This window comes from Stenotrophomonas sp. TD3 (assembly GCF_001939825.1).
Taxonomy (GTDB): Bacteria; Pseudomonadota; Gammaproteobacteria; order Xanthomonadales; family Xanthomonadaceae; genus Stenotrophomonas.
In genome coordinates, this window is record NZ_MOYM01000001.1 from 389,462 (window position 1) to 412,980 (window position 23,519).

Annotated in this window: 21 protein-coding genes; 8 read left to right on the forward strand and 13 right to left on the reverse strand. The window is 67.4% G+C overall.

From position 1 onward, the window contains the following. Positions 1-46: 46 nt before the first annotated feature. Complete coding sequence (locus tag BKE09_RS01685) at positions 47-1,192, reverse strand: MexH family multidrug efflux RND transporter periplasmic adaptor subunit (RefSeq protein ID WP_014036886.1); 1,146 nt, start codon at positions 1,190-1,192, stop codon at positions 47-49. Positions 1,193-1,397: 205 nt separating this feature from the next. On the opposite strand from BKE09_RS01685, the gene BKE09_RS01690 reads away from it, so the two are divergent. Continuing rightward, entirely contained in the window at positions 1,398-1,787 is a 390-nt protein-coding gene (locus tag BKE09_RS01690; protein ID WP_075674698.1) for a c-type cytochrome, read from the forward strand. A gap of 9 nt (positions 1,788-1,796) precedes the next feature. After that, on the forward strand, positions 1,797-2,258 hold the full coding sequence (locus tag BKE09_RS01695) for a cytochrome c (protein ID WP_005416218.1): 462 nt from the start codon (positions 1,797-1,799) through the stop codon (positions 2,256-2,258). 182 nt (positions 2,259-2,440) lie between these two features. On the opposite strand, the gene BKE09_RS01700 is transcribed toward BKE09_RS01695, so the two are convergent. Then, positions 2,441-4,318, reverse strand: coding sequence for an ATP-binding cassette domain-containing protein (locus tag BKE09_RS01700; protein WP_075674699.1), 1,878 nt, complete (start codon positions 4,316-4,318; stop codon positions 2,441-2,443). Between the two features lie 408 nt (positions 4,319-4,726). Beyond that, a complete protein-coding gene (locus BKE09_RS01705; RefSeq protein ID WP_075674700.1) occupies positions 4,727-5,602 on the reverse strand; it encodes a LysR substrate-binding domain-containing protein in 876 nt (291 codons plus the stop codon). 101 nt (positions 5,603-5,703) lie between these two features. Here BKE09_RS01705 and BKE09_RS01710 point away from each other — a divergent pair, with 101 nt between their 5' ends. Both BKE09_RS01710 and dbpA read left to right on the forward strand, forming a co-directional pair. Beyond that, complete coding sequence (locus BKE09_RS01710; protein WP_075674701.1) at positions 5,704-6,783, forward strand: YeiH family protein; 1,080 nt, start codon at positions 5,704-5,706, stop codon at positions 6,781-6,783. A gap of 156 nt (positions 6,784-6,939) precedes the next feature. Next, the gene (gene dbpA, locus BKE09_RS01715) at positions 6,940-8,316 is read left to right on the forward strand and encodes an ATP-dependent RNA helicase DbpA (RefSeq protein ID WP_075674702.1); all 1,377 of its coding nucleotides are present in this window, start codon (positions 6,940-6,942) and stop codon (positions 8,314-8,316) included. A 140-nt stretch (positions 8,317-8,456) separates the two neighbouring features. Here the strand turns inward: dbpA and BKE09_RS01720 are convergent, their stop codons facing one another. From BKE09_RS01720 to BKE09_RS01735, 4 genes are all read right to left on the reverse strand, one after another. Beyond that, positions 8,457-8,993: an adenine phosphoribosyltransferase gene (locus BKE09_RS01720; protein ID WP_014036878.1), complete on the reverse strand. Its 537-nt coding sequence runs from the start codon at positions 8,991-8,993 to the stop codon at positions 8,457-8,459. Between the two features lie 588 nt (positions 8,994-9,581). Further along, positions 9,582-11,147 carry a YdiU family protein gene (locus BKE09_RS01725; protein ID WP_075674703.1) on the reverse strand — a complete coding sequence of 522 codons (1,566 nt, stop codon included), beginning with the start codon at positions 11,145-11,147 and terminating at the stop codon, positions 9,582-9,584. A gap of 32 nt (positions 11,148-11,179) precedes the next feature. Then, positions 11,180-11,869, reverse strand: coding sequence for a glutathione S-transferase (locus BKE09_RS01730; protein WP_049442804.1), 690 nt, complete (start codon positions 11,867-11,869; stop codon positions 11,180-11,182). A gap of 187 nt (positions 11,870-12,056) precedes the next feature. Continuing rightward, positions 12,057-12,266, reverse strand: coding sequence for a cold-shock protein (locus BKE09_RS01735; protein ID WP_005416210.1), 210 nt, complete (start codon positions 12,264-12,266; stop codon positions 12,057-12,059). A gap of 302 nt (positions 12,267-12,568) precedes the next feature. Between BKE09_RS01735 and BKE09_RS01740 the strand changes: the two genes are divergently transcribed. Beyond that, a complete protein-coding gene (locus tag BKE09_RS01740) occupies positions 12,569-13,057 on the forward strand; it encodes a YaiI/YqxD family protein (RefSeq protein ID WP_075674704.1) in 489 nt (162 codons plus the stop codon). Between the two features lie 4 nt (positions 13,058-13,061). Here the strand turns inward: BKE09_RS01740 and BKE09_RS01745 are convergent, their stop codons facing one another. Next, complete coding sequence (locus BKE09_RS01745; protein ID WP_075674705.1) at positions 13,062-13,940, reverse strand: pseudouridine synthase; 879 nt, start codon at positions 13,938-13,940, stop codon at positions 13,062-13,064. A gap of 123 nt (positions 13,941-14,063) precedes the next feature. Here BKE09_RS01745 and BKE09_RS01750 point away from each other — a divergent pair, with 123 nt between their 5' ends. From BKE09_RS01750 to BKE09_RS01760, 3 genes are all read left to right on the forward strand, one after another. Beyond that, on the forward strand, positions 14,064-14,612 hold the full coding sequence (locus BKE09_RS01750) for a YaeQ family protein (RefSeq protein WP_075674706.1): 549 nt from the start codon (positions 14,064-14,066) through the stop codon (positions 14,610-14,612). After that, positions 14,609-15,793 carry an NAD(P)/FAD-dependent oxidoreductase gene (locus tag BKE09_RS01755; protein WP_075674707.1) on the forward strand — a complete coding sequence of 395 codons (1,185 nt, stop codon included), beginning with the start codon at positions 14,609-14,611 and terminating at the stop codon, positions 15,791-15,793. Before BKE09_RS01750 ends, BKE09_RS01755 begins: the two co-directional genes overlap by 4 nt. 91 nt (positions 15,794-15,884) lie before the next feature. Further along, positions 15,885-17,954 carry an EAL domain-containing protein gene (locus tag BKE09_RS01760; protein ID WP_075676541.1) on the forward strand — a complete coding sequence of 690 codons (2,070 nt, stop codon included), beginning with the start codon at positions 15,885-15,887 and terminating at the stop codon, positions 17,952-17,954. A gap of 111 nt (positions 17,955-18,065) precedes the next feature. On the opposite strand, the gene fabV is transcribed toward BKE09_RS01760, so the two are convergent. From fabV to trbF, 5 genes are all read right to left on the reverse strand, one after another. Next, positions 18,066-19,325, reverse strand: a complete 1,260-nt coding sequence (gene fabV / locus BKE09_RS01765) for an enoyl-ACP reductase FabV (RefSeq protein ID WP_075674708.1) — start codon at positions 19,323-19,325, stop codon at positions 18,066-18,068. 963 nt (positions 19,326-20,288) lie between these two features. After that, the gene (locus tag BKE09_RS01770) at positions 20,289-20,531 is read right to left on the reverse strand and encodes a DUF2274 domain-containing protein (protein ID WP_033453480.1); all 243 of its coding nucleotides are present in this window, start codon (positions 20,529-20,531) and stop codon (positions 20,289-20,291) included. Then, entirely contained in the window at positions 20,528-21,805 is a 1,278-nt protein-coding gene (locus BKE09_RS01775) for a TrbI/VirB10 family protein (protein ID WP_033453483.1), read from the reverse strand. The genes BKE09_RS01770 and BKE09_RS01775 overlap by 4 nt, the downstream gene beginning before the upstream one ends. Before the next feature lie 2 nt (positions 21,806-21,807). After that, complete coding sequence (gene trbG / locus BKE09_RS01780) at positions 21,808-22,812, reverse strand: P-type conjugative transfer protein TrbG (RefSeq protein WP_033453486.1); 1,005 nt, start codon at positions 22,810-22,812, stop codon at positions 21,808-21,810. Then, positions 22,809-23,513 (reverse strand): conjugal transfer protein TrbF, encoded by a 705-nt coding sequence (gene trbF, locus BKE09_RS01785; protein ID WP_005304512.1) that lies wholly within the window; start codon positions 23,511-23,513, stop codon positions 22,809-22,811. The genes trbG and trbF overlap by 4 nt, the downstream gene beginning before the upstream one ends. Positions 23,514-23,519 lie beyond the last annotated feature (6 nt).

Sequence of the window (23,519 nt, forward strand, 5' to 3'; positions counted from 1 at the left end):
GCGCCGTCGCTCGCCGGCGAGGCACCGTGGTCGTGGCCCGGGGCGGTCATTGCTTGCTCCCGGCCTTGTCTGCCGGCTTGGCGGCCGCAGCGACCGTCTTCGCCTTCGGGTCGGCAATCACCTGCACCGTGGTGCCGTCGCGCAGGGCGACCTTGCCGGCGGTGACCACCTGATCACCGGCCGCCAGGCCATCACGGATCTCCACCCACGGGCCCTCGGCGTAACCCAGCTTGACCGGAACGCGTGCGACCTTGCCTTCGCGCACGCGGAACACCGCCGGCTCACCGTCGTCGAGCAACGCCAGGCGCGGTACGACCAGCGCATCGGCACGCTGGTCGTAGTCGATGCGGATGCGACCGAACATGCCGGGCTGCAGCGCGTGTGCGGCGCCGTCGAAGGCGCTGACCACGCGAAACGTGCCGCTGCCCGAATCCACCACCGGCGCGATGCGATCAACGGTGCCGGTGAAGCTCTGACCCGGCAGTGCATCGGCCGCCAGCGTCACCGGCTGGCCGGCGCGCAGGGTGGCCAGCTCGCGCTCGGGCACGTTGAGGGTGGCTTCCAGCCGCGAGTTGTCGACGATGCGGAAGATCGGCGTGTTGATCTGCACGAAGTTGCCGGTCTTGATCGAGCGCGAAGCGATCACGCCGGAGATCGGCGCCACCACCGTGGTGTAGGACAGCTCCAGCGTGGCCAGGCGGTACTGCGCGCGGACGTTTTCCAAGTCGTAGCGCAGCTGGTCGACATCGGCGGCGCTGACCATCTGCTGGCCAACCAGCTTCTGTGCGCGCTGGTAGTTGTTTTCCAGCTTGCGCATCTGCGCTTCGCTCTGCGCAACGGCCAGGCGTGCGCGATCCGGGTCCAGCCGCACCAGCGGTTGGCCGGCGGTGACCCGCTGCCCTTCCTCGACCAGCACCGCCAGGGCTACGCCGGAAGTCTTGGCGACCACCTGCGACTCGGCGCGTGGCTCCAGCGCGGCGGTACCGGTGTAGCTGGCCGCGACGGCACGATGGCTGGCTACCGCCACTTCGACCGGGACGGCGTCGACCTTCTTCTCCTCCTTGGTCTCGGCAGCCTTCGCTTCGGAATTGGGCCCTGCGGCGCAACCGCCCAGCAGCAGGGAGGTGGAGATCAGCAGTGCGGCAGCGCAGATTCCGCTGCGACGGCCGGACAGGAAGGTTGGGTGCGACATCGTCAGGTCCCTGGAGGATGCGTGGACAGGTGTGGTAGCAAAGTAATGCACCACTTCACGGCAACACCATATCCCAAAGGTCATGGTGTCTTCACGCCGCTGGTCGGCCCACCCCCATTTCAGCTAGATGAAACCTGAGGCTATACTCGGGTCGTTCCGTACCCCACGCCGGAACGACCAGACCCGAATCCCCGGAAACGACACCATGCGCCCGCAGCCGCTCGCCGCTTGTCTCGCTCTGGCCGTCCTCCTGCCCCTTGGGGCCGCCGCACAGCCCGCTCCTGCTCCTGCCACACCCGCCCCGGCCCCGGCTCCCGCCGCTGCGCCGGCGCCCGTCGCACCCACCGGCAACTTCGACAATGGCCGCGTGCTGGCCTACACCTGCCAGGGCTGCCACGGCATCACCGGCTACAAGAACGCCTACCCCAGTTACCGGGTGCCGAAGATCGGCGGCCAGACCCAGCAGTACCTGGCCCAGGCCCTGACCGAGTACCGCCAGGGCAAGCGCCGGCATCCGACGATGCAGGCGCAGTCGATGAGTTTCAGCGAACAGGAGATCGCCGATCTCTCTGTTTACCTGTCCACCGTCAAGTAAGGCCCGCCCATGTCGAAAGCCGCGCATCCGATGCGTCACGCCATCGCCCTGTCCGTTGCCCTGCTGCTGGCGGCCTGTTCACAGTCGCAGGTGGAAAACAGCGAGAAGTCCGCCGCCGACCCGGGCCATGCCAGCGGCGAACACGGTTCTTCGTCCTCCGCCGGCCTGCCGGCAGGCCGCGAGGCCGCCGGTGAAGCCCGCGCCAAGGTGAAGGGCAAGGCCACCAACCAGAGCTGCATCGACTGCCATGGGGCCGACGGCAATGCGCCGATCGATCCGACCTATCCGAAACTGGGTGGCCAGTACGGTGACTACCTGGCGCATGCGCTGCAGGCCTACCGCGCCGGTGACCGCCAGCATGCGCTGATGACGCCGCAGGCAAAGGACCTGAGTGATCAGGACATTGCCGATCTGGCGGCGTATTTCGGCAGTCGGCCGAGCCAGCTGCGGGATCTGCACGGGGTCAAATGACCGCCGGCCCGGTGGGGGCGGACCGTTGGTTGGTGGGGGCGGACCGTTGGTCCGTACGGAGGCGTAACCGGCTTCGGTAGGTGCGGACCGTTGGTCCGCACAGATCCGGATATCCACGCACGGCGTGGTTCTACTGATTCTCCACCCGATCAATCGGCGCAACCACTGGCGCCGGTCAACGCTCAGCCTTCCAGCTCTTCCCAGCGCGCGTAAGCGGCATCCAGCTCGGCCTGCACCTTGGCCAGCTGCTGCGTGTGCGCCGTCACTTCGGCGCTGCTGCGGGTGTAGAACGACGGGTCGTTCATTGCCGAGGTCAGCCCTTCGACGTCGCCTTCCAGCTTCTCGATGGTCTTCGGCAGCTGCTCCAGCTCCCGCGCTTCCTTGTAGGCCAGCTTGCGCTTGGGCGCAGCAGGTGCCGCAGCAGCAGCCGGTGCGGCGGCGGCCGGCTTGGCTACCGGAGCCGCAGCAGGCGTCGCCACACTGGCCGCATAGCGCTGCCAGTCGCTGTAGCCACCGACGTACTCACCGATCACGCCGTCGCCTTCCATCACCAGCGTGGAGGTCACCACGTTGTCGATGAAGTCACGGTCGTGGCTGACCAGCAGCAGCGTGCCGGTGTACTCGCCCAGCAGCTCTTCCAGCAGCTCCAGGGTTTCCACGTCGAGGTCGTTGGTCGGTTCGTCCATCACCAGCAGGTTGGACGGCTGCGCGAACAGCTTGGCCAGCAGCAGGCGGTTGCGCTCGCCACCGGACAGGCGGGTGATCGGCGCACGCGCGCGCTCGGGGGTGAACATGAAGTCCTGCAGGTAGGCATGCACGTGCTTGCGCTTGCCGTTGAACTCGAGGAAATCACGGCCTTCGGCCACGTTCTCGATCGCGCTCCAGTCTTCACGCAGCACCGCGCGGTACTGGTCGAAATAGGCGATCTGCAGGTTGGTACCCGCATTGACCTCACCCTTGGCTGGCCGCAGTTCACCCAGCAACAGCTTCAGCAGCGTGGTCTTGCCGCTGCCGTTGGGGCCGATCAGGCCGATGCGGTCGCCACGCAGGATGGTGGTGGTGAAATCGCGGACCATGGTGCGCTCGCCGAAGGCGAACGAAATGTCCTTGACGTCGATGACCTTCTTGCCGGAGCTGACGCCCTGCGCGGCTTCCATCTTGACGTTGCCGCTGAGGTCGCGGCGCTGCGAACGTTCGGTGCGCATCGCCTTCAGGCGACGCACGCGGCCCTCGTCGCGGGTACGGCGGGCCTTGATGCCCTGGCGGATCCAGACTTCTTCCTGCGCCAGCAGCTTGTCGAAGCGGGCATTTTCCTGCGCCTGCGCGTTGAGGCGTTCCTCGCGGCGGCGCTCGTAGTTGGCCCAGTCGCCCGGCCAGCTGGTGACCTGGCCGCGGTCGATCTCGACGATGCGGGTGGCCAGTGCACGCAGGAAGCGGCGGTCATGGGTGACGAACACCACGCTGCCGCTCCAGCCCTTCAGGAACGCTTCGAGCCAGTCGATGGCCTCGATATCCAGGTGGTTGGTCGGTTCGTCCAGCAGCAGCACATCGGGGCTGGAGACCAGCGCACGGGCCAGCAGCACGCGGCGCTTCATGCCGCCGGACAAGCGGCCGAATTCGGCCTCGCCGTCCAGGTCGAGCTTGGTCAGGGTTTCGCTGACGCGCTGGTCCAGGCCCCAGCCGTTGGCGGCGTCGATCTTGGCCTGCACGTTGCCGAGGGCTTCGCCATCGAATACCTCGGCATGGCTGAGGTGATGGAATTCGGCCAGCCACTGGCCCAGCTCGCCAAGGCCATCGGCGACGACGTCGAACACCGAGCCGGCCGCGCCGTGCGGCACTTCCTGCTCCAGGCGGGTGACGCGCACGCCCTGCTGCACGCGGACTTCGCCGTCATCGGGCTTGTGGTCGCCGGACAGCAGCTTGAGCAGGGTGGATTTGCCGGCGCCGTTGCGGCCGATCAGGGCGATGCGTTCGCCCGGCTCGATCGACAGTTCGGCCTTTTCCAGCAACAACGGGCCGCCGACGCTGAAGTCGACGTTCTGTAGGGTAATCAGAGGCATCCGGATATTGTACGGGTTGGGGGCGTCGGCCGGGTTGCACCCGGCACCCGCGGTAGTGCCGGCCGCTGGCCGGCAACCTCAACGGCAACGTCAAAAGCTGGTTTCCTGTGGGATGGCGGGGTGGGTCCGGTTGCGGGGGCCGCTGCAAGTACGTCCATGTAAGCTCGGTCGCCGCATCCATGCGGCTCACGCTCCCGCAACCGGACCCATCCCGCCTTCGACAGATTTCTGCGATCTGTCGGAACGGCATTCTGCTCTGGTGGATGGCGACCTTGGTCGGCACGGTAGATCCACGCCATGCGTGGATGAGCGCTGCAAGACCTGTCGATCTGTCGGGGTCGGATCCCGTTGCTGCGCAACGGGCTCTGACCCCTTCGTGGAATTCGCGCAGTGTAAGACCGATCCCTGCTACTGCACCTCCCCCAACAACGCCTGCAACCCCGGCAGCCATTGCTTGCCGGGGTGGCGTACCAGCCACAGGGTGCGCTGCAGGTGCGGCAGCGGGGTCTCCAGCACGCGCAGGCGGCCGAGAGCCAGCGGCTCTTCCAGCGCATGACGCGAAAGGCAGGCCAGGCCGAGACCGGCGATGGCGGCCTGCTTGATCGCTTCGGTATTGCCCAGCTGCAGGGTCTGGGCAAAGCCGCGCAGGTGCGGCAGCAGCGCCTGCTCCACGGCTTCGCGGGTGCCTGAGCCGGGCTCGCGCAGCAGCCAGCGCGCGCGGCGCAGTTCGTCCAGCGACCAGCGCGCGGGGGCGTCGGCGGCGCCGACGATCACCAGCGGATCCTGCTGCCAGGCGGTCACCTGCAGCCCGCGCTCGTGGCACGGGCCTTCGATCAGGCCGGCGTCGACGTCCAGGCGCTGCACGGCGGCAACCACGCCGGCACTGTTGTCGATGCGCAGGTCGACTTCGGCCTGCGGCGCCTGCCGCAGCAGTTCGGCGATGCGCGGCGGCAACAGGTAGTTGCCGATGGTGGTACTGGCGGCCAGCACCAGCCGCAGCGGTGCACCCTGCGACGGGTCGCCGCCAGCGGCCAGCTGCCGCTCCAGGTCGGCGGCGTTGACCAGCAACGTGCGCGCCGGCTCCAGCAGCGCGCGGCCGTGCCCGTTCAGGGCCAGGCGACGGCCTATGCGGTCGAACAGCGGGGTGCCGAAGTGCGCCTCCAGCTCCTGCAGGGCGGCGCTGCTGGCCGACTGCGAGAGGGCGATGGCCTGGCCGGCGGCAGTAGTGCTGCCATGATCGGCGATGGCGACGAAGACCTGCAGCTGGCGCAAGGTCAGGCGCATGGCATTTACCCGCTTGATAGGTAGGTTTCACCCATATTATTCGTTTTACAGGTCAGCGACAGAAGCGCACGCTTGCCACATCACTCCAGCCCTGCCCTGCCATGAACGCCCCCGCTCTCTCCCCCTGGTCCCTGCCCGCCCTGCGCCAACGCTGGCAGCCGCGCCTGCCCGGCCTGCTGCTTGTGGGCCTGATCGCGGCGGCGTCGCTGTATCTGGCCGAGCTTCCCTGGCTTCAGGCGCACGGCCTGAGCGCGCTGACCGTGGCCATCGTCGCCGGCATCGTGGTCGGCAACACCCTCTACCCGCGGCTGGCGCCGAGCAGCGCGGCCGGCGTCGGCTTCTCCAAGCACTGGCTGCTGCGCGCCGGCATCGTGCTGTACGGCCTGCGCCTGACCTTCCAGGACATCGGCCATGTTGGCGTCACTGGCGTGCTGATGGACGTGCTGGTGGTCGCCAGCACCTTCGGGCTGGCCTGCTGGCTGGGCATGCGCGTGTTCAAGATGGAACGCGAGGCGGCGATGCTGATCGGTGCCGGCAGCGCGATCTGCGGTGCGGCAGCGGTGATGGCCGCCGAGCCGGTGGTGCGCGGCCGTGCTGCGCAGGTCACCGTCGCGGTCTCTACGGTAGTGGTGTTCGGCACGCTGGCGATGTTCCTGTACCCCGCCCTGTATGCGCTGGTGCAGTCGCACGGCTGGCTGGCGATGGACGCGCAGCAGTACGGCCTGTTCACCGGTGCGACGGTGCATGAAGTGGCACAGGTGGTGGCGGCCGGCCGCGCGGTCAACGAGGCGGCGGCCGATACCGCGGTGATCACCAAGATGGTGCGGGTGATGCTGCTGGCACCGTTCCTGGTCGCACTGTCGCTGTGGCTGGCGCGTGGCGGCAAGGCCAGCGCCGACGGCAGCAAGGCGCGCATCGTGGTGCCGTGGTTCGCGTTCGGTTTCGTGGCGGTGGCCGGGTTCAACTCGCTGCACCTGCTGCCGGCTGGCCTGCAGGCGGGGCTGGTGCAGCTGGATACCGTGCTGCTGGCGATGGCGATGGCCGCGCTGGGCCTGACCACCCACGTCTCGGCGCTGCGCCAGGCCGGGCTGAAGCCGCTGCTGCTGGCGCTGATCCTGTTCGCCTGGCTGCTGTTCGGTGGCCTGGCGATCCATCAGGGTGTGTTGGCCGTACTGGGCTGAGCAGGAGCGTGCCGACCAGGGTCGGCACCCACCAGTAGATCCACGCCATGCGTGGATGGCGGCTCCAATTGGTGGGGTCGGATCCCTTTCCTGCGGAAAGGGATCCGACCCCACCCCACTAGACGGGGGCGGCCGCGCGGACGGGTACAATGCGCCATGACTGACTTCTCGACCCTGCCGCTGAGCCCGGCCCTGCAGCCCGGCCTGGATGCCCTCGGCTACACCACCCTCACCCCCGTGCAGGCGCAGAGCCTGCCGGCCATCCTCGATGGCCGCGATGTGATCGCACAGGCGCCGACCGGCAGCGGCAAGACCGCCGCCTTCGGCCTGGGCCTGCTGCAGGCCATCGACCCCAGCCTGATCCGCGTGCAGGCGCTGGTGCTGTGCCCGACCCGCGAACTGGCCGACCAGGTCGGCAAGCAGATCCGCAAGCTGGCCACCGGCATTCCCAACCTGAAGTTGCTGCTGCTGGTTGGCGGCGTACCGCTGGGACCGCAACTGGCATCGCTGGAAGGCCACGATCCGCATGTGGTGGTCGGCACGCCCGGCCGCGTGCAGGAACTGGCACGCAAGCGTGCGCTGAACCTGGGCGCGGTGCGCACGCTGGTGCTGGATGAGGCCGACCGCATGCTCGACATGGGCTTCGAAGAGCCGATCCGCGAGATCGCCGGCCGCACCCACAAGGATCGCCAGAGCCTGCTGTTCTCCGCCACCTTCCCCGACAGCATCCGCGCCATGGCGCGTGACCTGCTGCGCGACGCAGTGGAAGTGACCGTGGAAGGCGCCGACCAGGCCCCGGCCATCCGCCACATGTTCTGCGAGGTGGAGCCGGCGCATCGCCAGAAGGCGCTTGCCGGCCTGCTGCTGAAGTACACGCCGGAATCGGCGGTGGTCTTCTGCAACACCCGCAAGGACGTGGACGAAGTGGCCAACTCGCTGCAGCAGTTCGGCTTCTCCGCACTGGCCCTGCATGGCGACATGGAACAGCGCGACCGCGAGGAAGTGCTGTTGTTGCTGGCCAACCGCAGCTGCAACGTGCTGGTGGCCAGCGACGTGGCCGCACGCGGCCTGGACGTGGAAGAGCTGGCAGCGGTAATCAACTACGAACTGCCGACCGACGTGGAGAGCTACCAGCACCGCGTGGGCCGTACCGGCCGTGCCGGTGCCAGCGGCCTGGCGATCAGCCTGGTGGCCGGCCGCGAGAAGACCCGCGCCGAAGCCATCGAAGCGCAGATGGGGCAGCCGCTGGACTGGCAGAAGACGCCGCTGGCGACCTCGCGCCCGGCCGAGCTGCCGCAGGCGGCGATGCGCACCCTGCGGATCGACGGCGGCAAGACCGACAAGCTGCGCCCGGGCGACATCCTCGGCGCACTGACCGGCGACGCTGGGCTGTCGAGCAAGTTCATCGGCAAGATCGCGATCTTCCCGACCCGCTCCTATGTGGCGATCGCGCGTGAGCAGGCCAACAAGGCCGTGGCCAAGCTGGAAGCCGGCAAGATCAAGGGCCGTCGTTTTCGCGTGCGGATGATGTGATTGAAGCAGCGTTGCCAACCACGGTTGGCAACGACCTGACCTGGTAGCGGCCAACCTTGGTTGGCCCGTCCATGGCGTCAGTCGCGAAAGGGCGATGCCAACCAAGGTTGGCAACTACCGGTTCGCAGATAACCGCCTGATCAGAACACCAGTTCGGTATGCAGCGGCAGCTCCGCTTCCCAGCGGGCGCGGCCGCCGAGGCCATCGAGCTCGACCAGCACGCCGGCACCGACCACCTCAACACCCAGGCGGCGCACCAGCGACAGCGCAGCGACCAGCGTGCCGCCGGTGGCCAGCACGTCATCGATGATCGCAACGCGGGCACCGGCCGGCAGCGCATCGGCGTGCACTTCGATGCAGTCGCTGCGGTATTCCAGCGTGTATTCCTCGCGCAGCACCTGGCCCGGCAGCTTGCCCGGCTTGCGCACCGGCACGAAGCCCACGCCCAGCTCCAGCGCCATCGCGGCACCGAGGATGAACCCACGCGATTCGATGCCGACCACTGCGTCCAGCTTCTGGTCGCGCCAACGGTCGGCCATCGCGGTGATCGCGCCGCGGAAGTCCTCGCCGTGGGCGAGCAGCGGCATGATGTCCTTGAACAGGATGCCGGGCTTGGGGAAGTCGGCGATGTCGCGCAGGCGGGAGGCCCACTGCGGAGCGACGATGGCGTCGGTCATGTCACATTGGCTATCTGATGGCGGCATAGGGTACCTGTTCCGGGCGCCGCCTGCCTGATGGGGGTGTTCGGCCGGGCTGCGCCCGGCGCCTGCAGAGGCTTCAAGCCAAGGCAACGGCAAGAGCAGGTTTCCTGAGGGATGGCGGGGTGGGTCCGGTTGCGGGGGACGCCGTAAATACATCCATGTAGGCTCGGTCGCCGCATCCATGCGGCTCACGCCCCCGCAACCGGACCCACCCCGCCTTCGACAGATTTCTGCGATCTGTCGCGAATCCACGCCATGCGTGGATGAATCTCAATCGAAATCGAATATTTCGAGAATTGAACGAAAAGCATCCACGCATGGCGTGGATCTACCATGTCGACCAAGGTCGACACCCACCCACAGCAGCGGGAATCTGTCGGAGGTGGGGCGGTGTCGGAGTGCGGGGTGTCAGCCGCATGGATGCGGCTGCCAAGCCTACAGGGACGTACTTGCGGCGTCCCCGCACTCCGACACCGCCCCGCCAAGCCAGGGAATCCAGCTTTTTGCTCTGGCCGTTGACCTGGCCTCTGCGGGTGCAGGGCGCAGCCCTGCCGAAACCCTCCCTCAGGAACTGCAGGACAGCATCGAGCAGCCGGCGCGGTTGTCGGCCCAGGCCGGGCGTTTGCCGGCGAAGTGCTCAAGCCCCGGGCGTTCGGTGTACGGGTCGCGCAGCACGTCCTGCAGCGCATGCACACCGCCAAGGTCACCCTGCTCGGCGCGGTCGATCGCCTCCTGGGCCAGCCAGTTGCGCAGCACGTACAGCGGATTGGCCGCTGCCATCTTCGCCAGGCGTTCGCTGACCGACAGCGGATCGCGGCGCAGGCGCGCCGCGTAATCCTGCAGCCAGTGCTGCAACGGTGCCTGCACTGCCTGTCGCCGCACCTCGTCGTAGTACACCGCGTCCAGTACGGTTGCGTCCGCTGCCGCCGGGTCGATGCGCATCAGTGCGCGCCAGGCCAGGGTCATGTCCATGGCGCCCTCCTGCATCAGCTGCTGCCAGCGCTGGTAGAGCTGCAGGTCGTCATCGTCGGCCGCGGCCAGGCCCAGCTTGGCTGCGGCATCGCGGCGCGTGCAGGCCACGAAGGTGGACTGGTACGCCGCCAGGCCCGCCTGCAGCGGTGCGACATCGGCAAACAATGGCGACAACGCCTGCGCCAATCGGCCCAGGTTCCAGTACGCCACCTGCGGCTGGGTGCCGAAGCGGTAGCGACGGCCCTGTGCGTCGGTGGTGTTCGGTGTCCAGTCCGGATCGAAGTCCTCGACCCAGCCATAGGGGCCGTAATCCAGTGTCAGGCCGAGCACGGACAGGTTGTCGGTGTTCATCACGCCATGCACGAAGCCGACGCGCATCCAGTGCGCGATCATCTCGGCGGTGCGCACCGCGACCTGCGCAAACCAGTCGCCGTACAGCGCCTCGCCCTGCCCCTCCAACCCGGGGAAGTCACGGGCGATGCAGGTGTCCACCAGCTGTTGCAGCAGAGCGGTCTCGCCACGCGAGGCCGGCAGCTCGAACGAACCGAAACGCAGGAACGACGGCGAGACCCGGCACACGATGGCACCGGGCTCGGCACGCGGGTGGCCGTCATAGAACATGTCGCGCACGACGTCCTCGCCGGTACCGACCAGCGACAACGCGCGGGTTGTTGGCACGCCCAGGTGGTGCATCGCTTCGCTGCACAGGAACTCGCGGATCGACGAGCGCAGCACCGCCCGCCCATCGGCGCCCCGCGAATATGGCGTGGGCCCGGCCCCCTTCAGCTGCAGCTCCCAGTGGCGGCCATCCGGCGCAACCAACTCGCCCAGCGAAATCGCACGCCCGTCGCCGAGCTGGCCGGCCCAGTGACCAAACTGATGGCCACCGTAGTTGGCTGCCCACGGCTGCATGCCGGCGTACAGCGCATTGCCACCGAATACCTGCGCGAAACCTTCGCTCTCGACGTCAGCGGCACCGAAACCCAGCAGCGTGGCCACCTCCGGTGCCCAGGCCAGCAGCGTGGGCGCCGTTACCGGGGTCGGCATCACCGGTGACCAGGCTGCGCCCAGCACGTCGCGCCGGCGCGGGCCGGATTCGGGGTCGCCCGGCAGGGTATGCAGCAGGCGGTTGTCGAAACGGGGGCTGTCGGTATCCATGGTGCTGAAGATGGGGGCGCCGGCCGCCCGCCTCAATTGCCGCTCAGTGCCTGCAGGTGACCGCCGTGGGCCTCGGCACGCTGGTAGGCCGGGCGCTCACCGATACGCTTGAGGAAGCCGCGCAGCGCCGGCTTGTCGTCGAGGCCACCGCCACGCGCGGCAGCGGCCTGGATCGGGAAGCTCATCTGGATGTCGGCCGCACTGAAACGCTCGCCGGCGAACCACGGGCTTTCGGCCAGACGGCGCTCCATCCACTCCAGGTGCAGCCGCCGCTGTGGACCGATGAAGCCGCGCTCGGCCTTGTCGGCGATGCTCCGCGCGATCGGGCGGGCAAAGAACGGCATCGGCGCGTTGCGGATGCGGCCCATCACCAGGGTCAGCAGCAACGGCGGCATGGCCGAGCCTTCGGCGTAGTGCAGCCAGTAACGGTAAGCGATGCGTTCGGCCCCGTCGGCCGGCATCGGTGACGGCGACAGCTGGCGTTGCGTGTCGTAACGGTCAGCGAGGTAGTCGAGGATCGCGCCGGACTCGGCCAGTACCAGCTCACCATCCTGCAGTACCGGCGACTTGCCGAGCGGATGCACGTTGCGCAGTTCCGGCGGCGCCAGCAGCGTCTTCGGATCGCGCGGATATCGGCGCAGTTCGTAATCCAACCCCAGCTCCTCCAGCATCCACAGCACGCGCAGCGAACGGGAGTTTTCCAGGTGGTGGACGATGCGCATGGGGGGTGATCCTTGGGGAGGCCCACATCGTACCGCGCGCAGTGCATGCCCTTTGTAGAGTCGAGCCATGCTCGACTGGCTTTGAGAACAGTCGAGCGTGGCTCGACTCTACAAAAAACGGCGGGCAATAAAAAACGCCGGAAGCTTTCGCTTCCGGCGTTCTGGCTACCCAACGGTAGCAGACGGATTAGACCGCCTGCACCTGGTCAGCCTGCATACCCTTCTGACCCTGGACGGCGATGAAGGTAACCTTCTGGCCTTCCTGCAGGGTCTTGAAGCCGGTGCCCTGGATCGCGCGGAAGTGCACGAACAGGTCCGGGCCGCTTTCCGGGGTGATGAAGCCGAAGCCCTTGGCGTCGTTGAACCACTTGACGGTGCCGGTCTGACGTTCAGACATTTTACTAACTCCTGAAACACATGTTGAAAAAAATCGCAGCCACCGGGTATCGGGGCCGAGACTGAGTTGCAGGCGTTGGTAAAGCGGATCGATGAGCGGATCGTGAGATCAACTGCACCAGGCCACGATTCACGGTGACCCTAGCAAACACAGTGGGTCGCACGATACGCGTGTTTTCTGCAAAAAGCGATAGTCCCGACGTTCATGGGAATACGTCACCCGCTAGGCGTGACAAGGGTTGGCAGCCTTTCGCGGCTAACTCCGAGTCCCCATTCAGGTTTTTCCTACCCTACACTGGGTAAATGACTGAAGCTGAAACCCCCGCTGAACACGCCTCCCCCCGTATCTGGGTGGATGCCGACGCCTGTCCCACCGTCATTCGCGACATCCTGTTCCGTGCAGCTGAACGGGTCGGGATCGAACTGACGCTGGTCGCCAACCAGTGGATCCGTACCCCGCCCTCGCGCTGGCTGCGCTCGATCCAGGTGCCGCAGGGGCTGGACGTGGCCGACAGCGCCATCGTCGAGCGGGTCGCCGCGGGCGACCTGGTGGTCACCCAGGACATCCCGCTGGCCGCGCTGGTGCTGGAGAAGGAGGCTGTCGCACTGAACCCGCGCGGCCAGTTGTACACACCGAACAACATGGCCGAGCGGCTGTCGATGCGCAATTTCATGGAGGAACTGCGCGGCGCCGGGGTCCAGACCGGCGGACCGCCGCCGCTGGGACCCCGCGACCGGCAGCTGTTCGCCGCCGAGCTGGACCGCTGGCTGGCGCGACGCCCGGCCCGCTGAACGCCTAGCCGCCCCCCGCCGGCAGGCTCAGGCTGCGGCTGCTGCTGAACACCCGTCGTTCGCCATTCAACGGGTCATCGAAGGCCAGGGCCCGCGCCAGCAGCTGCAGCGGCGCCTCGGCGACGTTCGGCGGACGTTGCCGAAGCTGCGGGTACAGGTCGTCACCGACGATCGGCGCCCCCAGCATGGCCATGTGCACGCGCAACTGATGCTTGCGGCCGGTCTCCGGCAGCAGCCGGTAGCGCCAGATCGGTCCTTCGGCCTCGATCAGCTCGATCCGGCTGCGCGCATTGGGCTCGCCATGCACTTCGGCCATGCGGAAGAACGGCTCGCCCGGCACCAGACGGCTGTCCCGCTGCAAGGGGAACTCCCGCCCGGGCAGCGCCGGTGCGAGGGCTTCATAGGTCTTTTCGATGCGCCGCTCACGGAACAGGCGCTGGTAGGCATCGCGCGACGCACGCTGGGTCGAGAACAGCACCAACCCGGCCGTCAGCCGATCCAGCCGGTGCAGCGGCACCAGATCGGCATTGCCGGTGCGGGCGACCAACCGTGCCAGCAGCGTCTCGCGCACATGCCCACCCGCGGGTGTCACCGGCAGGAAATGCGGCTTGTCGGCCACCAGCAGGTGCGCATCCAGATGGACGAGGGTTTCGGTGAAGGGGATCACCGGCTCGTCGGCCACCTCGCGGAAGTACTGGATGTCCAACCCGACCTGCCAGGGCATGCCCGGCGCGAGCGCCCTGCCCTGTGCGTCCAGCACACGACCGCGCGCGAAGCGATCCTGCCATTGCGCGCGCGCGATGCGCGGGAAACGTGCACACAGGCCATCCAGCAGGGTGGCCCAGGTGCCGGGCGGCAGCTGCAACCGGCTGGGCAAGCTCATGGCGTCCACTCCGGCCACGGAAAGACCACAAGAGTGCCACCGTTGACGGCATGCAGACAGCCCAGCCACGGACACCCCCGAAGCAAACCTCTATCATTGTCGTCTTTAGTCCACGGATCCCCCATGGCTCTTACCGCCACCATCCGCAAGGCCGAACTACAGATCAGCGACATGGATCGCGGCTACTACGCGACCCACAACCTGACCCTGGCCCAGCATCCGTCCGAGACCGACGAGCGCCTGATGGTGCGCCTGCTCGCCTTCGCGCTGAACGCCGGCGACCGCCTGGAGTTCGGCCGCGGCCTGAGCACCGATGACGAACCCGATCTGTGGGAACACGATTACACCGGCGACATCCTGCAGTGGATCGACCTGGGCCACCCGGACGAATCGCGCATCCGCAAGGCCAGCAACCGCAGCCGCCAGGTGCAGGTGGTCAACTATGGCGGCAACGCCTCTGAGATCTGGTGGGGCAAGCAGGGCAAGGGCCTGGCGCGCTTCGACAACCTCTCGGTGGTCGATCTGGACGGCGAATTCGTCGAGCGCTGGGGCCAGCAGATCCAGCGTGCCATGCGCTGGAGCGTGCTGATCCAGGACGACGAGGTGCAGCTGCTCAACGACCAGATCCAGCTCGACGTGATCCCGAACTGGCGCAAGCGCGCCAAGGCATGAGCACCATCCGTTGCGATGTGGTGGTCATTGGTGCCGGCGCGGCCGGGCTGATGACCGCGATCACCGCCGGCCAGCGTGGCCGCCAGGTGCAGGTGATCGACCATGCCAACAGGGTCGGCAAGAAGATCCTGATGTCCGGCGGTGGCCGCTGCAACTTCACCAACACCGGCACCACCCCGGCCAACTTCCTGTCGGCCAACCCGCACTTCTGCAAGTCGGCGCTGGCCCGCTACACGCCCTGGCACTTCATCGAGCTGGTGCACAAGCACGGCATCGCCTATCACGAAAAGGAACTGGGGCAGCTGTTCTGCGATGTCTCGTCCAAGCAGATCGTGAAGATGCTGGTGGACGAATGCCAGGCGGCGGGGGTGCAGATCCGTACCGACTGCAGCGTGCAGCGCATCGAGCACGGCAGCGATGGCTTCCGCGTGCACACTACGCAGGGCCTGTTCCATTGCGCCTCGCTGGTGGTTGCCACCGGCGGCCTGTCGATTCCCAGCATGGGTGCTACCGGCTTTGGTTATGAAGTGGCCCGCCAGTTCGGCCACGAGGTGTTGCCGACCCGCGCCGGGCTGGTGCCGCTGACCCTCAGCGGCAAGCACCAGGAACGGTTGGCCGACCTCAGCGGCGTCGCGCTGCCGATCGAGGCGCGCTGCAACGGCAGGAGCTTCCAGAACTTCATGCTGCTGACCCATCGTGGCGTAAGCGGCCCGGCCATCCTGCAGATTTCTTCGTTCTGGCAGCCCGGCGATGCGCTGGAGCTGGACCTGCTGCCCGGCCAGGATGCCGGCGAGTGGCTGCGCCAGATGAAGCGCGACCGCCCCGCCGCCGAGCTGCGCACCGTGTTGGGCGAGGTACTGCCGAAGCGGCTGGCGCAGCGCCTGTGCGAGCACTGGCTGCCCGACCGCCCCGTGCGCCAGCTGGACGAGCCGGTGCTGCGCCAGGCTGCGCAGCTGCTGGGCGCGTTCCCGCTGGTGGCCAGCGGCACCGAAGGCTACCGCACCGCCGAGGTCACCCTGGGCGGCGTGGACACCGCCGAAGTGTCATCCTCGACGATGGAATCCAAGCGCGTGCCCGGCCTGCACTTCGTTGGCGAGGTGCTGGACGTGACCGGCTGGCTGGGCGGCTACAACTTCCAATGGGCCTGGGCCAGCGGCCACGCAGCGGGCGGCGTGGTGTGAACCACTTCGCCGTTCGACGCGCGCAAGGGGTGCGCGCATGGACGGTTCGCCGCGCATCGTGTATCTAGATTCGCAGATTGGGGAGCAGTGCATGCAGAACGCGAACGACATCACCATCCGCCTGCTGATCGTCGATGACAGCGGCGAGAATGCCGAAGCCATCGTCAGCACCCTGCGCAACAGCGGCATCGCGGTACGCCCGTGGCGCCCACAGGATGCGGCCGAGCTGGCCCAGGTGCTGACCAGCCAGGCCATCGACCTGGTACTGGCCTCGCCTTCGCAGGGCATTCCACTGCAGCTGGCAGCCCAGCACATCGCCGCCAGCGGCAAGGACATCCCGCTGGTGCTGCTGGCCGAGCGCATCGACGAGGACGAGCTGGTGCAGGCCAGCAGCCATGGCATCCGCGCCCTCGCCCTGCGCCAGCGCCCCGAGCACCTGCTCGCCGTGGTCCGCGACCAGTGGGTGGACCTGCAGGCACGTCGCGGCCTGCGCCGGATCGAGGCGCAGATGCGCGAGACCGAGCGCCGCTGCGACGCGCTGATCGCCTCCTCGCGCGACCCCATCGCCTACGTGCATGAAGGCATGCACATCCGCGCCAACGACGCCTACCTGGAGATGTTCGGCTACGAGCATTTCGACGACATCGAAGGCATTTCGCTGCTGGACATGGTCGCCGCCCAGCACGTGGAGGGCTTCAAGCAGCTGCTGAAGGGCCTCAGCCGTGGCGAGGCGCCGCCGCCGCAGTACCAGCTCGACGCGCGCCACGAGGACGGCAGTGCCTTCCCGGCGACGATGGAGTTTGCCGCTGCCACCTACGAAGGCGAGTCCTGCCTGCAGGTGGTGCTCCGTCGCCGCATGGAATTCGATCCGGAGTTGGCACGCGAGGTCGAGGACCTGCGCCAGCGCGACCAGGTCACCGGCCTGCTCAATCGCCCGACCTTCATGCTGCAGCTGGAAAGCGCGGTGGCCCAGGCCGGGCGCAGCGAGGGCCAGTTCGGCCTGCTGCTGATCGAGCCGGACCACTACGCGCGCCTGCTGCCGGACATCGGCCTGGCGTCGGCCGACACCCTGATCGGCGCGCTCGCTGGCCTGCTGGCCGAGGTGGTCGGCGAGGACGCACAGCTGGCCCGCTTCGGCGAGCACAATTTCGCCGTGCTGCAGGCCGGGCCCTACGCACAGACCGTGACGCTGGCCGAGCGCATCCGCGAAGCCTACGCCGCGCACGTCTTCAGCATCGGCGCACGCTCGGCCACGGTGACGGTCAGCATCGGTGGCGTGCAGGTGGGCGAGAAGATCGCCAGCATCGGCCAGGTGCTGGCGCGCGCCAGCGAGTGCACCCAGGCCGCCGCGGAGCTGGGCAACACCTGCCGCATCTTCGACCCGGCTGCCGCCGACCGCGTCGAGGAAGAACGTGTGCAGCGCTGGGTTGCGCGCATCCGCGAGGCACTGGCCGGCGACGGCTTCCAGCTGCACTACCAGCCGGTGCTGAACCTGCAGGGCGAGCCGCTGGAGCTGTACGAGGCCTACCTGCGCCTGGAGAACAATGGCGAGCTGCTGAGCCCGACCGCGTTCCTGGGCATCGCCGAGGAATACGGCCTGCTGGCCGACATCAACCGCTGGGTGGTCTCGCAGGCCATCGCGGTGCTTGGCCAGCGCGCACGCGAAGGCAATGCCACCCAGGTGCTGGTGAAGGTGACGCCGGAGTCGTTCGACGATCCGCAGATGATCGCCACCCTGCGCCGCGAACTGCAGGCACAGGGCGTGCCCGGCGAACGGCTGTGGCTGCATGCGCCGGAGGCGAAGGTATTCACCCATCTGCGCAGTGCGCAGCAGTTCCTTGCCGAAGTCGCGCCGCTGGGCTGCCGCATCGGCCTGGAGCAGTTCGGTTCGGGGCTGGATTCGTTCCAGTTGCTGGCCCACTTCCAGCCGCAGTTCCTCAAGCTGGACCGAGGCTTCACCAGCGACCTGGCGGCCACCCGCGAGAACATCGACCGCATCAGCCAGATCACCGCGCGCGCACAGGAAGCGGGCATCCGCACCATTGCCGAGTTCGTCAGCGATGCCAACTCGATGACGCTGCTGTTCAGTGCCGGCGTGGATTACGTGCAGGGGGACTTCGTCGGCCCCGCGCTGCCGGAGATGGGCTTCGAGTTCGGGTGACCGAGGGTAGTGCCGGCCGCTGGCCGGCAGCCACTGGTACCCGGGGTTGCCGGCCAACGGCCAGCATTACCCAGCAAGCAAAAGGCCGGCATTCGCCGGCCTTTTCGTTGATCAGGTCATGTCAACCAGATGGTCGATCTTCACATCAGAATTGACGTCGGCCTCGTAGTCAACACCGTCCACGCCGAACCCGAACAGGCGCAGGAAGTCGGCCTTGTAGCCGGCCAGGTCGCTGATCTCGTACAGGTTCTCGTTGGTGACCTGCGGCCACAGCGCGACCACCTTGCCCTGCACGTCCGCAGCCATTTCCTTGTAATCGGCTCGCAGGCGGCCTTCGTCATCGACCAGCGCGACGGTATGGCCATCGCCATCGACCAGGTCGTGGCGCAGGCGATCGATCGCGACGCCGTCGGCCTTGCCGCCGTAGAGGATGTCGTACAGCACGTCGAGCTGTTCGATGCAGCCTTCGTGGGTGCCCTTTTCCTTCATCACCTTGAACAGCAGCGACAGGTACAGCGGCATGGTCGGAATGGCCGAGCTGGCCTGGGTGACCACCGCCTTCAGCACCGATACGCGCGCATCACCACCGATCTTGGCCAGTTTCTCGCGCAGGCCCAGCACCTTGGTATCCAGGTCCTTCTTGGCCGCACCGATCGAGCCATTCCAGTAGATCGCCTGGGTGATCTCTTCGCCCACGTAGGTGAAGGCAGTGGTGGTGCAGCCGTTGGCCAGCACGCCGGCATCGGCCAACGCATCGATCCACATCTGCCAGTCCTCGCCGCCCATCACCGCGACGGTGCCGGCGATTTCTTCCGGGGTCGCCGGCTGCAGATGGGTCTCGGTCAGCACTTCCTTGTCGGTATCCAGGCCACGCAGCGTGATCGGCTCGCCGATCGGCTTCAGCGTGGAGCTGATGATCTCGCCGGTCTTCGGGTGCTTGCGGCGGGGCGCTGCCAGACTGTAGACGACCTGGTCGACCTGGCCGAGATCGGCCTTGATCATTTCGATGGTCTTCGCCTTCACTTCATCGGAGAAGGCATCGCCGTTGATGCTCTTGGCGTACAGGCCGGCCTCGTCGGCGTACTTGTGGAACGCGGCCGAGTTGTACCAGCCCGCGGTACCCGGCTTGGTCTCGCTGCCCGGGCGTTCGAAGAAGATGCCGAGGGTGGCGGCGCCACTGCCAAAGGCAGCAGTGATGCGTGCGGCCAGGCCGTAGCCGGTAGAGGCACCGATCACCAGCACGCGCTTGGGACCGTTCTGGATCGGCGGGCGCGCGCGGATGTAGTCGATCTGCTGTTTGACCGCGGCCTCGCAGCCGGTCGGGTGGGTGGTGACGCAGATGAAGCCGCGGACGCGCGGTTTGATGACCATGGATACCTCGGGTTGGCAGATGCGGCGCACGGGGCGCTCAGCAGGAATACGGGCGCGCGCCTGCGCGCGCGAACCGCAGGATCGTAGTGCGCGGGGGAAGATTGCACAACCGACGCTGGCGTAGGGTGGTGTTTGTTTTGCAGGGTTGCACCCTGCACCTGCAGAGGCAACGTCAACGGCGGAAGCTGGGTTCCTGTGGGGTGGCGGGGTGGGTCCGGTTGCGGGGGACGCCGTGAATACGTCCCTGTAGGCTCGGTCGCGCCATCCATGGCGCTCACGCCCCCGCAACCGGACCCACCCCGCCTTCGACAGTTTTCCGCGATCTGGCGGAACGGCATTCTGCTCTGGTGGGTGCCGACCGTTGGTCGGCACGGGCTTGGATATCGATAACTGACAGAAAGATCGTGTCGACCAAGGTCGACACCTACCAACAGCCGCGTGAACCTGTCGAAGGTGGGGCGGTGTCGGAGTGCGGGGTGTCAGCCGCATGGATGCGGCTGCCAAGCCTACACGGACGTACTTGCGGCGTCCCCGCACTCCGACACCGCCCCGCCCCGCCCACCCACGGAATACACGCTGTTGCTGTTGCTGTTGCTGTTGCCGGCCAGCGGCCGGCGGCCGGCGGCCGGCGGCCGGCACTACCGCGGGTGCAGGGCTGCAAGCCCTGCCAACAAAAAAGTTCCGGTGTCAAGCGTTTTGTGAAAACAGCCTGATGGCCGGAAGTCTATATGGGGCGCGGGTTTAGCTCTACTTCGGGCCGCTTTGCGGGGCTGCGGCGTTGTGGGCTAGGAGCCACATAAGAGCGTCGCGGTAGAAAGCCGGAGCGTGCTGCATCGGGAACGATTGTCAGCAGACGGCGGCCGCGTTTCATCATAGCCCACAACGCCGCAGCCCTCCAGAACGAAGAACGCGCAGCCTTGGGCTGCGCATTCGAGGGATGGCCGCCTGCGGAAGTCGGCATCATCAGCTTGGCTTCTGCGGTGTGGCCTTGTTCGCATCCCCCTTCCTGAATCCCCGATCACCCGCCATGAAGGCTTCCAGCATGTGCGGAATCAGCACTGTGGCATCGACCGCTTCGCCGTAGGTCTGCGCGTGCAGCGCGGCGTAGCGGTCGAGATCGGTTTTCAGTCCGGCCGGGCAGGCAAAGGTCAGCTTCGTGGATTCCGTTTTCGGCAGCGGCCCGAGCCGCAGCTTGCGCGTCGTCATCGTGAAGTCCCCCTGTTGAAGAAAAGCGGCTGGTACGGCCGCAGCACCAGATCGCGGTTGACGATGATGCGAACCGGCAGGCCAGGCCGCTCGGTCAGCGTCGGCTGGATGTTCATGTTGCGCCGGGTCATCTCCTGGCCGACCTGATTGATGCTGTCTTGGGCGCTGTCGCGCCCGGCGATGACGACGCGGTTTCCGTCCTGCCGGTTCTCCGGTGCGGCCAGCTCGGCACCGATGCCCAGCAGCGTGGTCAGCGCCGCGCCGGCAAAGATGCGATCCCAATGCCAATCCACATCATCTTCCAGACCGGCATAGCCGGCCGGGTCGGTGCCGACCAGGTTGTCGAGCGTGAGCGAAGACGTGTCAGGCAGAATGATCCGGTTCCACACCACCTGCACGCGGCTCTGCCCGTAGCTGACCTGACTGTTGTATTTTCCCAGGATGCGCGAACCCTGCGGGATCAGCAGAAACTTGCCGGTGGCCGTGTCATAGACCGGCTCCGTCACCGTGGCGATCACGTCGCCCGGCAAGTCCGATTTGATGCCCGTCACCAAAGCGCCTGCGACCACCGTTCCGGCCATGACCTGATACGGCGACGCAGGAAGTTGCAGATTGCCGGAATTACGGGTTTCCGTGGTTCCGGCTTTCTGGAACGCCTCTTTCTGGTCTTGCCGGTTCTGCACGGCGGTCGGGTCGGCAGGCTGGGCCGCCGTCGAGGCAGGCCCGGCCGCCAGCGGGTCGAAGGCCGCATTGGCGGCGAATCCCGGCGCGGCGGCCACCTGCGTCTGCGCCACCGGCGCGGCCTGCGACCCTGAGCGGAAGAACACCGACGATGCCGCCGCCGCTTCGGCTTCCTTGCGCAGCGCATCGTTGGGGTCGTGGCCTGGGGCCGCGTAGGCGGCCGTCACCGGCTGCTGCGACTTCACGATGGCCGGGCCAAGATCGCCCGGCAGCGGCGGCCCCAGCTCTGGCACCGATGCTGGCAATGGCGGCGGCAGCTTCGAGTAGTCGGCCGGCAGCGCATCCAGCCCTTCGGACTTCGACACACGATCGACGTTGTAAAGCTCGGTCTGCTCGCCCGCCCCGCGCCGCTGCGGTTGCAGCGACCACATCAGCGCGCCGAGCACGGCGACCGACAGGCCACCGGCGAGGATGGCCAGCGTGCGCCGGTTCAGACGCGTGACCGGGCGCGGCTGGGCGCGCAGCGCCACCGCTTCCGGGGCTACCTTGCCCGCCTGTGGCGTGGCGAGGTCGGGGGTGTCGTCCTGGCTCATGGTCAGTTCCTCCGCGCCACGCCATCCGTGCGTTCGATACGCACCACGTCGCCGCCATCACCGCCGAGGCGCAGTTCGGCAGCGCCGAACAGCCGATCCACGATGTAGTACGGCGGACGGAAACGGTAGTTAACCAGTTGCCCGTCGCCCTGTGCGCCGATGACGAACAGCGGCGGTAGCTCGCCTTGCGCGATGCCGGGCGGGAACTGGATATAGACCTTCTCGCCGTCATCGAAGGCGCGCAGCGGCTTCCACGACGGATTGCTGCCTGACACGGAATAGCGGAAGCGGATCTTCTCCAGCGACAAGCCGGTATCGACCGGCGCGGCGGCGCTGGCCGCCTGCGCCTGGCGCTGCAAGGCCAGCATCCGGTCGCGCGGGTACTCCCAGGACACCGACGCCATCCAGGTCTTTTCCGTCGAGGTCAGCTCCAGCAGATAAGTACGGCGGCTGGTGGTGATGACCAGATTCGTCTTGAGGCCCGAGCGGATCGGTTTGACCAGCACGTTCACTCGCAGCTCGGCCCCGCTGCCGCTGGACGTGTCGCCCACGATCCAGCGCACGGTATCGCCGGCGGCCACCGTCACCAGTTCCTCGCCCGGCTGGAGCGCGATCACGGTCACGCGGCCCACGGCCGCATAGACCTGATACAGCGCGCCATCGGTGAAGGGCCACACCTGAATCGCGTTGACGTAGCCCTCGCGCGTGGGCGCGATACGCGCCTCGGCGTTTGCACGCGAGACGCGCACGGTTTCGTCGGCCGGTTCCGGCGTGGGCTTGGCGTCCTCGGCTTCGGGCAATGGCTTCAACTGCGCCGGCATCGGCAGCACCTCGGGCACGGCCACCACCTCCACCGGCGCAAGCGGCTCCGGCAGCGGCTGGGCCTGCACCGGCTCATCGAGCGAGATGGTCGGCGGCGGTTTGCCCTGCGTGGCGCAGCCCGTGAACAGAGCAGTAGATGCAAGCAGGATCACCGGCAAAGCGGATTTACGGAAAAGATCATTCATGGCTTGGCTCCTTCGGAAGAATCCAGTTCGCGGCTCCACGACAGGCCGTTGACGTAGATGCCCAGGGGGTTCTTGCGCAGGCGTTCTTCGGTGCGCGGCGGCTGAAGCACGATGGACACCACGGCCGTCCACCGCTCCAAGCCCGCCGCGGCACCGTTGACGTAGCGGCGTTCCGTCCAGCGCACGTTGAAAGACGTGTCGCTGGCGCGCACGACGCTGGTGATCTGCACCGTCACCGACTCCTTGCCGATGCGCGCGAACGGGTCGTTGACCCGTGCGTAGTCGTTGAGCACGGCTGCGCCCTTGTCGGTCGTGTAGTCGTAGGCGTCGAGCCAGTTCTGGCGGACGACGATGGGGTCGATGGACAACGAGCGCACCAGCGTCACGAAGCGCGCGATGTGGTGCGCGGTCTGCGCATCGTTGGGCCGGTACGGCGTGGCGGCTTCGCCCACGGCGCGTACCTGGCCCGCGTTGTCCACCTCCACGACGTAGGGCGTCACGATGGATTGCGCCGAGCGCCACACCAGGCCGCCGGCCATCAGCAGCGCAAGCGTCAGGCACCCGAACGCCATCAGGCGCCAGTTCTTGGCCTGCACACGCGGCGAGCCGATGCGCTCGTCCCACACCTGGCCGGCAGCTTGGTACGGCGTGGCAGGCTGCGGCGTGTCGGCATAGCGCACCTGCGGTTTCTTGAATCGCATGGTCAG

What these genes read in the sequence shown, in the direction of transcription:
- BKE09_RS01685 (WP_014036886.1), bottom strand. Translation starts at nt 1,192, where the DNA reads ATGTCGCACCCAACCTTCCTGTCCGGCCGTCGCAGCGGAATCTGCGCT.
- BKE09_RS01690 (WP_075674698.1), top strand. Translation starts at nt 1,398, where the DNA reads ATGCGCCCGCAGCCGCTCGCCGCTTGTCTCGCTCTGGCCGTCCTCCTG.
- BKE09_RS01695 (WP_005416218.1), top strand. Translation starts at nt 1,797, where the DNA reads ATGTCGAAAGCCGCGCATCCGATGCGTCACGCCATCGCCCTGTCCGTT.
- BKE09_RS01700 (WP_075674699.1), bottom strand. Translation starts at nt 4,318, where the DNA reads ATGCCTCTGATTACCCTACAGAACGTCGACTTCAGCGTCGGCGGCCCG.
- BKE09_RS01705 (WP_075674700.1), bottom strand. Translation starts at nt 5,602, where the DNA reads ATGCGCCTGACCTTGCGCCAGCTGCAGGTCTTCGTCGCCATCGCCGAT.
- BKE09_RS01710 (WP_075674701.1), top strand. Translation starts at nt 5,704, where the DNA reads ATGAACGCCCCCGCTCTCTCCCCCTGGTCCCTGCCCGCCCTGCGCCAA.
- dbpA (WP_075674702.1), top strand. Translation starts at nt 6,940, where the DNA reads ATGACTGACTTCTCGACCCTGCCGCTGAGCCCGGCCCTGCAGCCCGGC.
- BKE09_RS01720 (WP_014036878.1), bottom strand. Translation starts at nt 8,993, where the DNA reads ATGACCGACGCCATCGTCGCTCCGCAGTGGGCCTCCCGCCTGCGCGAC.
- BKE09_RS01725 (WP_075674703.1), bottom strand. Translation starts at nt 11,147, where the DNA reads ATGGATACCGACAGCCCCCGTTTCGACAACCGCCTGCTGCATACCCTG.
- BKE09_RS01730 (WP_049442804.1), bottom strand. Translation starts at nt 11,869, where the DNA reads ATGCGCATCGTCCACCACCTGGAAAACTCCCGTTCGCTGCGCGTGCTG.
- BKE09_RS01735 (WP_005416210.1), bottom strand. Translation starts at nt 12,266, where the DNA reads ATGTCTGAACGTCAGACCGGCACCGTCAAGTGGTTCAACGACGCCAAG.
- BKE09_RS01740 (WP_075674704.1), top strand. Translation starts at nt 12,569, where the DNA reads ATGACTGAAGCTGAAACCCCCGCTGAACACGCCTCCCCCCGTATCTGG.
- BKE09_RS01745 (WP_075674705.1), bottom strand. Translation starts at nt 13,940, where the DNA reads ATGAGCTTGCCCAGCCGGTTGCAGCTGCCGCCCGGCACCTGGGCCACC.
- BKE09_RS01750 (WP_075674706.1), top strand. Translation starts at nt 14,064, where the DNA reads ATGGCTCTTACCGCCACCATCCGCAAGGCCGAACTACAGATCAGCGAC.
- BKE09_RS01755 (WP_075674707.1), top strand. Translation starts at nt 14,609, where the DNA reads ATGAGCACCATCCGTTGCGATGTGGTGGTCATTGGTGCCGGCGCGGCC.
- BKE09_RS01760 (WP_075676541.1), top strand. Translation starts at nt 15,885, where the DNA reads ATGCAGAACGCGAACGACATCACCATCCGCCTGCTGATCGTCGATGAC.
- fabV (WP_075674708.1), bottom strand. Translation starts at nt 19,325, where the DNA reads ATGGTCATCAAACCGCGCGTCCGCGGCTTCATCTGCGTCACCACCCAC.
- BKE09_RS01770 (WP_033453480.1), bottom strand. Translation starts at nt 20,531, where the DNA reads ATGACGACGCGCAAGCTGCGGCTCGGGCCGCTGCCGAAAACGGAATCC.
- BKE09_RS01775 (WP_033453483.1), bottom strand. Translation starts at nt 21,805, where the DNA reads ATGAGCCAGGACGACACCCCCGACCTCGCCACGCCACAGGCGGGCAAG.
- trbG (WP_033453486.1), bottom strand. Translation starts at nt 22,812, where the DNA reads ATGAATGATCTTTTCCGTAAATCCGCTTTGCCGGTGATCCTGCTTGCA.
- trbF (WP_005304512.1), bottom strand. Translation starts at nt 23,513, where the DNA reads ATGCGATTCAAGAAACCGCAGGTGCGCTATGCCGACACGCCGCAGCCT.